The organism is Ensifer sp. LBL (assembly GCF_050435225.1).
In the GTDB taxonomy this organism is placed as follows: domain Bacteria; phylum Pseudomonadota; class Alphaproteobacteria; order Rhizobiales; family Rhizobiaceae; genus Ensifer.
Window position 1 is genome coordinate 218,008 of sequence record NZ_JBNDJY010000008.1, and the last position, 13,208, is coordinate 231,215.

The window sequence follows — 13,208 nt, forward strand, 5'->3', positions numbered from 1 at the left end:
CGAGCAAACGCGTTCCGGCCCAGTCGCGACAAAGGGAGGGAAAAGATGGGTTATGATTGGAGCGGCTCACGCGAACGGCGAATGAAGGTGGCACGCTTCAGTGCGGCGCTGACACTGGCCGCAATGTTCGTAACCGTGGCGGCGCAGGTCGTGACGAGAGCAATCTGAGCCCGACCTCTTCGTTATGATGAGGACGAAGACGCCCTCATCCGGGCGTCGACCTCCCGCGCCACACCATGGGGTGCCGGAAGAACCGAACCCCGGCTCCCATGGACAGCGAAAGGCAAGTCTCGGCCGCCAGCGGCCACCTCTCCGGATATGTTCGAGCATGCTCAACAGCGAACCGGAGATCTTGGCGGCGCGAGCATGAAGGGCAAATGACGACGACCATCAAATCCAGCGAGACACAGCCCGAGCGTCTCAAGATCGGCTTCGTACTGGCGCGGTCCTTCACCCTTTCCGCATTCGCGCTGTTCATCGACACGCTGCGGCTCGCGAGCGACGAGCTCGACAAGTCCGGCCGCATCCGCGCGGACTGGCAGGTCCTGGGCAACACGCGGCACCTCATCGCCTCCAGCTGCGGCGTGCAGGTGGCGCCGACATCCGACCTCGTCGACCCTGCCGGGTTCAACTACATCGTCGTGGTCGGCGGCCTGCTCAACAGCAAGCAGCCGATCGACGACGACACGATCCGCTTCCTTCAGAAGGCGGCGGCGCGCAGGGTGCCTCTGATCGGCCTCTGCACCGGGACCTTCGTGCTTGCCGAAGCGGGCCTGATGGCCGGGCACACCGTCTGCGTGAGCTGGCTTCATTATCAGGCGTTCCGCGAGCGCTTCCCCGATCTCAAGGTTCGCTCGGACCGTCTCTTCAATCTCGACCGCACCCGCGGGTCCTGCGCTGGCGGCAGCAGTGCCGCCGACATGGCAGCCCATATCGTGCGCCTGCACATCAGCAAGGAAGCCGAGCGGAATGCGCTCGAGGTGCTGCAGATCGACAAGGCGCGCTCGCATCTTCATGTCCAGCCGAGAAAGCCGCTGGCGATCGAGAGCAACGACCCGCGCCTGAACGCCGCCCTCATCATCATGGAGCAGCACACGGACAACACGCTGTCGATCCCGGAGCTGGCCGCATCCGTCGGCCTGTCCCGACGGCAGCTCGAACGCCTGTTCATGGACAAGGCGAAGATGTCGCCAGCGCTGGTCTATCGGAAGTTTCGGCTGGAACGCGCCAAACATCTGCTGACGCAGACGAAGGCGCCGCTGATCGACATCGCGCTCGAAGTCGGTTTCGAGAACGCCGGCCATTTCTCGCGGATTTTTGCGAAGACCTACGGTCAATCACCGAGCAAGTTCAGGGCCACGCTTTCGGCGTGACCCGTCCCAGGCGACCCGGCTAAAGGCACACAGGCCATAGCCGCCGCCGTCGGCTCGTCGGTTTCCTCAGCCCTGACCGCTACCTGCTGTCGCGGCTTCCTTGACGGCGAGTTCCGCCATGGCGAGCGCTGCCTCTCGCGTCGCTGCCGCCGCGATGAAGCGGCCGTTGTGGCAGAAGCGCGCGCCGGCCACGCCGCAAGCCGCCTCCAGTTCACCGTTCGTCAGGCCGGCCCAGGCAGCCGGGAGATCGGCGCGCAGCTCGAACCCTTCGTCGGCCTTGCGAATGCCCGTCAGGCACCAGTCGTTCTCGCGCGGATGAACGACGAACAGCAGGTGGTCGGCGCCAGCCTTCACGATCGCCGGGCGGAAAGGCATGCCCCGCGGCAGTTCGAGCACGCGGCCTTCACCGGCAAGGGCGATCTGCGCAAGCACGAGCGCCTCGGCCCGAAGCTTTGCAGCGCGCTGCGACACGCCAGCCTCGACGAAGGCGCGTGCGATCGCAAGGGCCTGATGGAAGCTGCGATCCTCGGCCTCCTGGCCGCCTTCGTCGAAGACAGGCTTCAAGGTCTCCAGCAGCGCCGACAGCGTCAGCCCCGCCAAGGGCCCGGCAACGGAAGGATCGAGCGCACCGTTGTCGACCAGATCGATCGGCAGCACGAACCGCGTATCGAAGGCGGCATGAACCGCCTCTACATGGGCCTCGGGAACACCGAACGCTGCCAGATAGGCACGGCCGTAATGCTTCCAGATCAGGCCGAACGAACTGTAGGGCTGGCCATCCTCTCGCACCGGCGCCCCGCGCTGATGGTGGTCGAACAGCCCAGCCTCGGCATCATACTGGCCGCCGACATCGTAGATGATGCGGTCCGTCCCCGGCTTCAGCCATTCCGGCGCCCGGCTGCGAACGAGGCGAGCCTCGGGGAAAAGCCGCGTAAGAATGACGCTGGAAAGCAGTTCGTCGGCGTGGAAACCACCGGAATGGGTAACGAGAAAGTCTGGGATCATTCCGAATGGCCTTATGGTTCGTGACGCGTGTGTGCGGCACGACATAGCCATTGCCTGCGGTGACCTCAACCCGTCATCGCGCCTTCGTCGCAGTGTTCTGTTCTCAACGCTCCCAAATCCGGCGCGAGATGTCGCGCCGCTTCTGACATTGCCCCACATGTTCACGACCCGACGACATCACCGCCGTCAGATCCGCGACCTTAGCAGCCAACTCCCTCCCCGCCGACCGACCAGCGGAGCCGTTGCAACCACCTTTCTCAGCCACATTGCCCTAACGCGCCATTTCGAAGATCGCCTCGCCGGAAATCGGGTCCGTGACCCCGAGATCCTGACCGAGTTCCAGGAGCGTATCGCGGAACGTGTCGAGGTTCGCCTTCATCATGGGACGTGCCGCAGCGATCGCCTCAAGACTTTCCCATTCGGCAATTGAGAAATACGATCCATCCGCAGCCTTGCTGAGCGCCATCTTCCGCAAACCTTCAAAGTCGCGAAGAGCGCTGCGGAAAAGGTGCTCGAACCGTTCCTCTTGGCCGGGTCTCACGCGGAAACGGACACAATTGTAAGCCGTCATCCTAACCTCCCTATGGGACGCAACTTCTACAGGATGGATCCGATACGGTTCACTCGCAAGAGGCAGGCAAAGTGCGGTTGCAGCCTTGGATCGCCAGCAAGCCTGAGAGCCATTCGACCTGAGCTTTGACAAGTCTCCCGGGCCTCGCGGTCAAGCTTGCGTCAAGGACGCTGCGACCATGCGTTGCGGGCAATATTGCTGCGGTGACAGGCGTCTCCCGGCCGCTCCGAAGATGGCGCGCAGAAATCTCCTTTTCGCCCTTGACCTTCCCATCGTTGGAAGCCCCATGTTGCGACAAAAGACAGAGAAAGGAGCACGATCATGGGATCTGTGACCCCCATTAGAACGAACGATCTCGAAGCGATGTCCGCCGCGGCATTAAGCGCCAGCATTCCCGTCGAGGGCATGACCTGCGCGTCCTGCGTGGCGCGCGTCGAGAAGGCTATTCGCGCCGTGCCTGGTGTGACCGAAGCCTCAGTCAACCTCGCAACCGAACGCGCCGACGTCCGCTTCGATGCCAGCACCAAGTCCGCCGATATCGTCAAGGCGATCGAGAATGCCGGATATGGTGCGGCCGAAGACACGATCGAGCTCACCATCGAAGGCATGACCTGCGCCTCCTGCGTCGCGCGCATCGAAAAGGCGCTGAAGACCGTGCCGGGTGTCACCGAGGCCAACGTCAACCTGGCGACGGAGCGCGCGTCGGTGCGCGTAACCAGGGGTATCGCCACGGCCGCCGCACTCGAAGAAGCGGTCCGCGTTGCCGGCTATGCCGCCAAGCGCATCACCGGCGACGAAAGCGTCGACCGCGAAGGCGAGAAGCGCGAACAGGAGACCCGCAAGCTTGCGCGCTCGCTGCTGATTGCCGGCGTGCTGACGCTGCCGATCTTCGTGCTTGAAATGGGCTCGCACTTCATCCCGGCCGTGCACGAATTCGTCATGAACAATATCGGCATGCAGGAAAGCTGGTATCTGCAGTTCGTGCTGACGACGCTGGTGCTCTTCGGCCCGGGCCTGCGCTTCTACCAGAAGGGCGTTCCCGCCCTCTTCCGCCTGGCGCCCGATATGAACTCGCTGGTCGCGATCGGCACGTCCGCCGCCTGGATCTATTCGGTCGTCGCAACCTTCGCGCCCGACCTTCTGCCTGACGGTACCGCCAACGTCTATTACGAAGCCGCTGCCGTCATCGTGACGCTGATCCTGCTCGGCCGGTTCCTGGAGGCGCGCGCCAAGGGCCGGACCTCCGAGGCGATCAAGCACCTGATGGGCCTGCAGGCAAAGACCGCCCGCGTCATCCGCAACGGCGAGACGATCGAGGTCCCGCTGTCCGACGTGCAGACCGGCGACAGCGTTGTCGTGCGGCCAGGCGACCGGGTTCCGGTCGACGGCAGCGTCCTCGACGGCAACTCCTATGTCGACGAATCGATGATCACCGGCGAACCGGTTCCGGTCGAAAAGATCGCCGGCAGCGAGGTGGTCGGCGGCACGATCAACAAGACCGGCTCCTTCACCTTCCGCGCCACCAAGGTCGGCGCCGATACGGTGCTGGCGCAGATTATCAAGATGGTCGAGCAGGCCCAGGGCGCCAAGCTGCCGATCCAGTCGCTGGTCGACCGTGTCACCGCCTGGTTCGTGCCGGCCGTCATCGCGATTGCGCTTCTGACCTTCGGCATCTGGCTTGTCTTCGGTCCCGATCCGGCGCTCACTTTCGCGCTCGTCAACGGCGTCGCCGTGCTGATCATCGCCTGCCCCTGCGCCATGGGCCTTGCGACCCCGACCTCGATCATGGTCGGCACCGGCCGCGCCGCCGAAATGGGCGTGCTCTTCCGCAAGGGCGAGGCGCTGCAGACGCTGCGCAACGCCGCCGTCATCGCCGTCGACAAGACCGGAACGCTGACCAAGGGCCGGCCGGAACTGACCGACCTCGAAACCGCCGCAGGCTTCGACCATGACACCGTGCTGACGCTGGTCGCCGCCGTCGAAACCCGCTCCGAGCACCCGATCGCCGAAGCGATCGTCGAGGCGGCCAAGGCAAAGGGTCTTGATATCGCTGAACCGGCCAGGTTCGAGGCGATCCCCGGATTCGGCGCCAGCGCCGAGGTCTCGGGCCGCTCCGTCCATGTGGGTGCCGACCGGCTGATGACGCAATTGAAGCTCGACGTGTCCGCCTTCGCCAGCCAGGCGGCCCGCCTCGGCTCGGAAGGCAAGAGCCCGCTCTATGCGGCGATCGACGGCAAGCTTGCGGCGATCATTGCCGTCGCCGACCCGATCAAGGAAACGACGCCGCAGGCGATCCGCATGCTGCACGATCTCGGTCTGAAGGTCGCGATGATCACCGGCGACAACCGCCGCACCGCCGAGGCCATTGCCGCCAAGCTCGGCATCGACGAGGTCATCGCCGAAGTCCTGCCCGACGGCAAGGTCGCGGCCCTGAAGAAGCTGAAGCAAGGCGGGCGCGCGGTGGCCTTCGTCGGCGACGGGATCAACGATGCGCCGGCGCTCGCCGAAGCCGATGTCGGCCTGGCGATCGGCACCGGTACGGACGTTGCCATCGAAAGCGCCGACGTGGTGCTGATGTCGGGTGATCTTTTGGGTGTGCCGAACGCGATTGCGCTGTCGAAGGCGACGATCCGCAACATCAAGGAGAACCTGTTCTGGGCCTTTGCCTACAACGCGGTACTGATCCCGGTTGCCGCCGGCGCGCTCTACCCGGTCTACGGCCTCCTGCTGTCGCCGATCTTCGCGGCCGGCGCCATGGCGCTGTCGAGCGTCTTCGTGCTCGGCAATGCGCTCCGGCTTCGGGCCTTTCGCCCGGTTGCCGCAGCACAGGCGGCCTAGTTTCGATCGTCTCCCCGGCTCTCGCCAGCATGGCGGAAGCCGGGGAGAGCCCTTATATTCTCAAGGGAATGGCCGCACGGCGGTAACAAGGATGACATCATGAATATCGGCGAAGCTTCCCGCGCCTCCGGCGTCTCGACGAAAATGATCCGCTATTACGAGACGATCGGCCTCATCCCGCAGGCCGACCGCAGCGAAGCCGGCTATCGCAACTATGGCGACAACGACGTCCATACGCTGCGCTTCATTCGCCGCTCGCGCGATCTCGGTTTCACCGTCGAGCAGATGGCCGACCTTTTGGCGCTCTGGCGCGACCGCGAGCGCGCCAGCGGCGAGGTCAAGAAGATCGCGCTCGAACATGTCGAGATCCTGGAGCGCAAGGCCGAGGAATTGAAGGCGATGAGCCGGACGCTCAAGCATCTCGCCGCCCATTGTCATGGCGACGGGCGCCCGGACTGCCCCATTCTCGAGGATCTCGCCGACGCCACGAACGCGCCGACGAAGGCAACCGAGCCCGCCCGCTTCGGTACGGCCGGCATCGATCCGGTCCGCAACCGGCGGCACGGGTGACGACGCGTGTGCAGCCCCGGAGGCCTCACGCATTCGTGACGGCGCCAGGCGCAAGCAGCATTGACAGGAATCAAAGGCGTTTCTACGGATCGATCATGGAGAAGGTGCGAACCACATATCTGCGTTTGCTGATAGTGCTCAAGCTGGCGATTGCTTTGTCGCTGGCCGTGCTGCCCTTTTCCACCGCCTCCGGCATGATGCATGCGGCCGCGCACGGCTCGATGCAGATCGAGGCAGCCGCCAATCCGATGCAAGCTGCGACCGAGCATTGCCCGAGCCTCGACAAGGGCAAGGTGAAGCCGGCACAGGAAAACGGCAAGGCAGACAAGAAGGATTGCTGCAAGACCTTCTGCGCCGCCGTCGCGGTGCTTGGTGATGTCGACGGCAGCCATCCGGCTTTCCCACGCTCGGTCCGCAATTTCGGCCCGCAACCGCAGCTCACCCCCGGTGAGCTCGACGGCCTTCATCGCCCCCCAAGAGCCTGATTTCGTGAACCTGTGACCGCTGCCGCGGGCTTCTTTTGGTCCTTGCCGACTAAAGGGTCTGTGGCGGTGCGAAGCGCTGCCGTGGATTCCGCGTGTCCGATGAGACGCTCGCCCCACCCCTAGCGCGGTCCGCGACAAGGCGCGCCCGGTTTCATCCGGTCGACCGCCGACCTCTGCCATTCACATTTCAGGTTTGACCATGAAACGTTTGTTTTCCATGGCGCTCCTGCCCATGATCCTGGGCGGATGCGCTGCTACATTGCCTGCCGAGGTCTCGAGCCTTGGCGATCCCGCCAATAGCACGAGCGGCATTCGAAGCACGCAGTATCGCAGCCCCATTTCGGGCTACACGCACCGCGAACCGACAGGCCCCAAGGCCTGGGGACCGCTCAACGACGCGCAGTCGACCGCCAAGGGAGATGCGTCATGAGGCTTCGCAAACTCAACCTCGCAGCAGCCATCGCTCTGCCTCTCGTGCTCGCCGGCTGCGTGACCGAATACTCGGCCAAGGACGCCGGCTTCACCACCGTGGATGCCAAGGTCTCGACGGCCGCGACCAAGAAGAGCGTCTGGATCCAGAACCGCGAACAGGCCGACAAGGTCAATGCCGAGGTCAAGGCGCTGCTGAAGCGCAAGACCATCGACGCCGACACGGCCGTTCAGATCGCCCTTCTCAACAACAAGGGCCTGCAGGCAGCCTATGCCGATCTCGGCGACGCGTCGGCGGATGCCTGGCAGGCGACCTTGTTCCTCAACCCCACCGTCTCGATCGGCACCACCGGGATCGGCACGCCGGAACTGCAGGCCTATAAGGCGATCGAGGGGCTCGTCACGACCAACATCCTGGCGCTCCTGACCCGCGACAAGACGATCGCCATTGCCGACGCGCGTTTCCGCCAGGCGCAGCTCAACGCGGCGCTCAGCACACTGCAGCTGGCGGCCGAAACCCGCCGCGCCTGGATCGAAGCGGTTGCCGCTTGGGAAACCGTCGCGCAGTTGAACCAGGCACAGGCGTCGGCAGACGCCTCCTCGGAGCTCGCCGCAAAACTCGGCGAAACCGGCGCCATGGGCAAGGGCAACCAGGCGCGCGAGCACGTCTTCAACGCCGAACTCGCCGGCCAGACGGCCGAAGCCCGGCTTGCGGCGCGTCTTGCCAAGGAGAACTTGACGCGCCTGATGGGTCTCTGGGGTTCCGACGTCGATTACCAGGTACCCAACCGCCTGCCGAACCTGCCGAAGACGCTGGCGCGTAAGGACAGCATCGAGGCGGAAGCACTGAAGCGCCGCGTCGACCTGCAGATCGCCCGCCTCGATCTCGAAGCGGTGGCCAAGTCCTACAAGCTCACCGAGGCGACCCGCTATGTCACCGACCTCGAGCTCATCGCCGGAGCGGAAGCGGAACGGGAGAAGGAGGACGACGGCACCAAGGTCGAGACAACTGGCCAGTTCGAGCTCGAATTCGTGATCCCGATCTTCGACAGCGGCAGCGCGCGCATGCGCAAGTCCGAGCTTGCCCATATGCGCTCGGCAAACCTGCTGGCGGAAAAGGCGGTCAACATCCGCTCGGAAGCGCGATCGGCCTATGAGGCCTACCGCTCGCGCTACGAGATCGCCCGGCACTACCGCAACAACGTCGTGCCGCTGCGCAACAAAATCGAGGAAGAAGCGACCCTCAGCTACAACGGCATGATCACCAGCACCTTCGAGCTGCTTGCCGACGTCAGGGCCAAGGTCAATTCGACCGTGCTCTCCGTCAACGCGAAGCGCGATTTCTGGCTGGCCGATGCCGACCTGATGACCGCCATCCACGGCGGCGGATCAGGTGGCTCGGCTGGAGGGGCGGCAGCACCCGCGGCAGCGGAAGCCGGCGGCGCCGGGCACTAGGGCGGGCTGAGGTGCGGTTTTCCGTACGCATCCGCCTAATTCAGAAAGGATCAGATCATGTTCAACAGAAGAAACTTCCTCGGTGCCGGTGCTGCTCTCGTTTCGACCGCCGCCTGGGCGCAAACCTCCAACTCCGGGCTGCCCGAAGCGGCAAGCATGGACAATGCCACGACCCAGAAGCCGCTCGCGCCGACGAGCGGACCGGACTACAACCCGGTCGTCACCCTCAACGGCTGGACGCTGCCGCACCGGGTGAACAACGGCGTCAAGGAGTTCCACCTTGTCGCCGAGCCGGTCGAACGCGAGATGGCCGACGGCATGACTGCCTATCTCTGGGGCTATAACGGCCAGTCGCCTGGCCCGACGATCGAGGCGGTCGAGGGCGATCGCGTCAGGATTTTCGTCACCAACAAGCTGCCGGAGCACACCACCATCCATTGGCACGGCATGATCCTGCCCTCGGGCATGGACGGTGTCGGCGGCTTGTCGCAGCCGCATATCCCCGCCGGCAAGACCTATGTCTACGAGTTCGACCTCGTGAAGTCCGGCACCTTCATGTACCACCCCCATGCCGACGAGATGGTGCAGATGGCCATGGGCATGATGGGCTTCTTCGTGGTGCATCCGAAGGATCCGAACTTCATGCGCGTCGACCGCGACTTCGTGTTCCTGCTCAACGCCTATGACATCGATCCCGGCACCTATGTGCCGCGCATCATGGAAATGACCGACTTCAACATGTGGTGCTGGAACAGCCGGATCTTTCCGGACATCGACCCTTTGGTCGTGTCGAAGAACGACCGGGTGCGGGTCAGGGTCGGCAACCTCACCATGACCAACCATCCGATCCACATGCATGGTTACGACTTCGAGGTCACCTGCACCGATGGCGGTTGGGTGCGGCCGGAGGCACGCTGGCCGGAAGTGTCGATCGACATCCCCGTCGGCGCCATGCGCGCCTACGAGTTCGACGCCAAGTACGAGGGCGACTGGGCGATCCATTGCCACAAGTCGCACCACACGATGAACGCCATGGGTCACGATATCCCGACCTTCATCGGCGCCGACAAGAAATCGGTCGCGACGAAGATCCGCAAGGTGAAGCCCGACTACATGCCCATGGGTACGGCCGGCATGGCCGACATGGGCGAAATGGAAATGCCGCTCCCCGACAACACGATCCCGATGATGACCGGCTGGGGTCCGCACGGCGCGTTGGAGATGGGCGGCATGTTCTCGGTGGTGAAGGTGCGCGAAGGCATCTCCGCCGGCGATTACAGCGATCCTGGCTGGTACGAAAACCCGCCGGGAACACAGGCCTGGGAATGGACCGGTGCGTTGCCGGAACCGACGCGGGCCAAGGATGCCAAGACCGTGCTCACGCCCAAACCGTGAGAGGGCGGCCGACTGCAATGAACTCTTTCAAATCCATCAGGAACATTACGATGAAGAAATCAGCATTCGCTCTGGCGCTCGTTGTCGCCTCCGCCCTTTCCTCCCAGGCGCTCGCCAGCGGCAGCCACGCCGGTGGCCACGACAAGGTGTCGATCGGCGAGCCCGGCGACAGCAAGAAGTCGACGCAGACGATCCGCGTCACCATGAAGGAAACCGACGACGGCAAGATGATCTTCACGCCCTCGACCATCAAGGTTCGCCAGGGCCAGACGGTCCATTTCGCGATCAAGAACGCCGGCGAACTCGCGCATGAATTCGTGCTCGACGACAAGGCGACGATCCAGGAACACAAGATCACCATGGAGAAGTTCCCGGACATGGAGCACGACGACCCGAACGCCATTCGGCTCGAGCCCGGCAAGTCCGGAGACATTTACTGGACCTTCACCAATGACGGCACCTTCGAATTCGCCTGCCTGGTGCCGGGCCACTACGACGCTGGCATGCACGGCCCGCTCGACGTCGTGAAGAAGTAACCCGAGAAAACAGGAAAGGATGAAACCATGAAAACCGTAGGTACCCTCTTTGCAGCGCTCGCGCTCACCGTTTCCGCCACCTTCGCTCTGCCCGCTTATGCGGCGGAGTTCACCAAGGGCGTGGTCAAGAAGATCGACACCAAGGCCAAGAAGGTGACGATCGACCATGAGGATCTGAAGAACCTCGACATGCCGGCCATGACCATGGTGTTCCGCGCCGACGACGCGGTGCTTGCCAAACTCAAGGAAGGTGCTGCGATCGAATTCGTGGCCGACCGGGTCAACGGCAAGCTCACGGTGACCGAGGTCAAGTAAGCTGCGGCAAACCGCCCGGGTCGACTTTGCGCGGCCCGGGCGTCACAATCCTTAAAATCAGGAAGAAACGGAAAGGAGTGTTCGATGAACGTGTTACGCAGGCATTTCGTTGCAGGCACGATTGCGGGCATCACCCTCTTGGCAACAGGCGCAGTCGCAGCAACCGGCACCATGGCGGTCTACAAGGACCCGCAATGCGGTTGCTGCGAACTATGGGCGGACGCGATGGAAGCGGCCGGCTACAAGGTCGAGGTGCGCGACGAGGCCGACATGTCGGTGATCAAGACGCGCTTTGCGGTTCCCGCCGACATGGAAGGCTGCCATACCGCCGTGATCGATGGTTATGTCATCGAAGGGCATGTGCCGCTCGAGGCAGTGAAGAAGCTGCTCGCGGAAAAGCCTGATGTCGCAGGCATCGCGGTTCCCGGCATGCCCTCGGGCTCGCTCGGCATGGGCAACGATCCGCAGGCCTCCTACGATGTCTACACGATCGCCAAGGCAGGCGGCGCGAAGTCGACGGTCTATTATCAGGTCCGGCCGGCGAACTAGAAACCGGTCCCAGCCGTTCAAAGCCCTCTGGGCTGTCTTGCACGAAAGAGTTCGGGGGCCTCCGCGATCGCGGCGGCGCCCGAACTTTGACGTCGCCTCGCCAATTGAGACGTCCTAAACTGCGGTGCCTCCGGCGCCCAAGTCCTGCGGCTCTCCGATCTCGATTGCATGCCCGTCCGGATCGTAAAATCGAAAGACGCGCTGGCCCCACGCCTGCTGCTCGATCGGATGGATCAGCTCCACATGCGGTGCGATGCGCGCGAAAGCTGCGTCTACATCGTCATGCTCGAAGTACAGGAGCACGTTTTTCCGCCCATAGGGTTCGCCCGGAGACAGGTCCTGCCGCCAGATCGTCCGCTCGAGCGCACGTCCTTCGTGGATGGCAAAGCCGCCCTCGAAAAGCACGAAGTCGCCGAAGTCCTCTCGGATCGTCAGACCAAGTACTGTCTCGTAAAAGATCCGCGATCGGTCGATGTCGCCGACAAAGGGGATAGGATTGATGAAGCGCATGAATTGCCTCGTGGTGCCCGCGCGGCCTAGCGTGACCACGACTCATTCATTTCGCACGGCAATCGCTATTGGTAGTACAAGGTAACTAGAGCTTCAGCACCCTCTACATCTCCAACTCATCCTCCGTGTGTTAATCCACCGGTATACTCTGAATGATTGTGGATGATGTAATCCCAATCATAATCCCGATCACTTCCAGCGCGGATCACATAAATCCTGTCTAGCGCTTCCTTCAAATCAGGATAGCCCTCAAAGATAACGTTCACGGCATCACTAGGCGTGGCGGACTTCACCCCAACATGAGCCTGCATGCTTGTCCCGTAGGCTAGATATGCCGCCATATCCACTCCAGCTTTCATCGCCGGATACGACTTACCCCCGTAAGACTGAATGTAAGTTGCCACCTCTTCCGCGGACACCATTACTGGTGCAAAACCGCCGCCACGTCGCCAGCGCTTACGGATAAACAGGTAGTGTCCAAGACCGGGCGTCTTGTTGAGAGTGTCGCGTTGAAATTCTTTAGTTTCAGCGACGTAGTGACTGACATCCGCGGAAACATATCGAACCAATTTAACCTGTATTACCAACGATACAAAATCGTGATCGCCACGCTGAATGATCAGACCAAAGTCGCCCCCGCTGATCCCTTCACCATAATTCAAGACGGTGTTTGCACGGCACAGATGAAGTTGGGGATCCCTCCCAGTGGCGGTCAACACTTTACTACCCCACACTTGAACCTCGTCGAACAACTTTGTGAGCAAACCACCGGTTAGGACCCCTTCATTGTCCCAGCTTCTCAATTCTCTGCTTACGAACTTGTGCGAGCCTTCAAGCAATCCTCTAAACAAGGTCCAGGTTGGCAGAGGGTCTGCAGGGTTGTTCAAAGCGACTGCGATATCTTGCAAGCACGCTGCTGACTCTTGCGCGCGAACAAATGCGCCTTGCAGTTCCTCGGGCGCCTCTATTGAGGCTTGCATTAGATCTGCTGTTCTGGAGAGGATGCCGTAGCGGTCATTTCGAAACATCCCGTAACCGAGTCTTTCATCGAAACAACGTTCCAAAAAGTCTGCCATGCGCTCCTCCTATATCATGTGCGACCGGGACAATAGGCGAGCAACTATTTAGATTTCCTATTATATTCTGCTACTATTGCGCGCACTCCGGAATAACGACG

At 62.5% G+C, this 13,208-nt stretch carries 15 protein-coding genes; 11 read left to right on the forward strand and 4 right to left on the reverse strand.

Annotation, left to right across the window (positions count from 1 at the left end; genetic code table 11):
• Positions 1–45 precede the first annotated feature (45 nt).
• Both OKW20_RS28120 and OKW20_RS28125 read left to right on the forward strand, forming a co-directional pair.
• On the forward strand, positions 46–168 hold the full coding sequence (locus OKW20_RS28120; protein WP_256442640.1) for a hypothetical protein: 123 nt from the start codon (positions 46–48) through the stop codon (positions 166–168).
• A gap of 209 nt (positions 169–377) precedes the next feature.
• Entirely contained in the window at positions 378–1,373 is a 996-nt protein-coding gene (locus OKW20_RS28125; protein WP_429177474.1) for a GlxA family transcriptional regulator, read from the forward strand.
• A 66-nt stretch (positions 1,374–1,439) separates the two neighbouring features.
• Here the strand turns inward: OKW20_RS28125 and OKW20_RS28130 are convergent, their stop codons facing one another.
• Positions 1,440–2,378: an MYG1 family protein gene (locus OKW20_RS28130; RefSeq protein WP_429177476.1), complete on the reverse strand. Its 939-nt coding sequence runs from the start codon at positions 2,376–2,378 to the stop codon at positions 1,440–1,442.
• 271 nt (positions 2,379–2,649) lie between these two features.
• The gene (locus OKW20_RS28135; RefSeq protein WP_043613796.1) at positions 2,650–2,949 is read right to left on the reverse strand and encodes an antibiotic biosynthesis monooxygenase family protein; all 300 of its coding nucleotides are present in this window, start codon (positions 2,947–2,949) and stop codon (positions 2,650–2,652) included.
• Positions 2,950–3,312: 363 nt separating this feature from the next.
• Between OKW20_RS28135 and OKW20_RS28140 the strand changes: the two genes are divergently transcribed.
• From OKW20_RS28140 to OKW20_RS28180, 9 genes are all read left to right on the forward strand, one after another.
• Positions 3,313–5,787, forward strand: coding sequence for a heavy metal translocating P-type ATPase (locus OKW20_RS28140; protein WP_429177638.1), 2,475 nt, complete (start codon positions 3,313–3,315; stop codon positions 5,785–5,787).
• A 99-nt stretch (positions 5,788–5,886) separates the two neighbouring features.
• Positions 5,887–6,357 carry a Cu(I)-responsive transcriptional regulator gene (gene cueR, locus OKW20_RS28145; RefSeq protein WP_034799282.1) on the forward strand — a complete coding sequence of 157 codons (471 nt, stop codon included), beginning with the start codon at positions 5,887–5,889 and terminating at the stop codon, positions 6,355–6,357.
• A 95-nt stretch (positions 6,358–6,452) separates the two neighbouring features.
• Complete coding sequence (locus tag OKW20_RS28150) at positions 6,453–6,842, forward strand: hypothetical protein (protein ID WP_429177478.1); 390 nt, start codon at positions 6,453–6,455, stop codon at positions 6,840–6,842.
• Positions 6,843–7,041: 199 nt separating this feature from the next.
• The gene (locus OKW20_RS28155) at positions 7,042–7,272 is read left to right on the forward strand and encodes a hypothetical protein (RefSeq protein WP_043613790.1); all 231 of its coding nucleotides are present in this window, start codon (positions 7,042–7,044) and stop codon (positions 7,270–7,272) included.
• Entirely contained in the window at positions 7,269–8,726 is a 1,458-nt protein-coding gene (locus OKW20_RS28160) for a TolC family protein (protein WP_429177480.1), read from the forward strand. The genes OKW20_RS28155 and OKW20_RS28160 overlap by 4 nt, the downstream gene beginning before the upstream one ends.
• 57 nt (positions 8,727–8,783) lie before the next feature.
• Positions 8,784–10,121: a multicopper oxidase family protein gene (locus OKW20_RS28165; RefSeq protein ID WP_429177482.1), complete on the forward strand. Its 1,338-nt coding sequence runs from the start codon at positions 8,784–8,786 to the stop codon at positions 10,119–10,121.
• A 50-nt stretch (positions 10,122–10,171) separates the two neighbouring features.
• Entirely contained in the window at positions 10,172–10,657 is a 486-nt protein-coding gene (locus OKW20_RS28170) for a cupredoxin domain-containing protein (RefSeq protein WP_043613783.1), read from the forward strand.
• 27 nt (positions 10,658–10,684) lie between these two features.
• Complete coding sequence (locus OKW20_RS28175) at positions 10,685–10,972, forward strand: copper-binding protein (protein ID WP_043613781.1); 288 nt, start codon at positions 10,685–10,687, stop codon at positions 10,970–10,972.
• 90 nt (positions 10,973–11,062) lie between these two features.
• Positions 11,063–11,521, forward strand: a complete 459-nt coding sequence (locus OKW20_RS28180) for a DUF411 domain-containing protein (protein WP_429177641.1) — start codon at positions 11,063–11,065, stop codon at positions 11,519–11,521.
• 114 nt (positions 11,522–11,635) lie between these two features.
• Here OKW20_RS28180 and OKW20_RS28185 read toward each other — a convergent pair whose 3' ends face one another.
• Positions 11,636–12,031 (reverse strand): VOC family protein, encoded by a 396-nt coding sequence (locus OKW20_RS28185; RefSeq protein WP_429177484.1) that lies wholly within the window; start codon positions 12,029–12,031, stop codon positions 11,636–11,638.
• Between the two features lie 116 nt (positions 12,032–12,147).
• On the reverse strand, positions 12,148–13,107 hold the full coding sequence (locus OKW20_RS28190; protein WP_429177486.1) for a hypothetical protein: 960 nt from the start codon (positions 13,105–13,107) through the stop codon (positions 12,148–12,150).
• Positions 13,108–13,208: the final 101 nt, after the last annotated feature.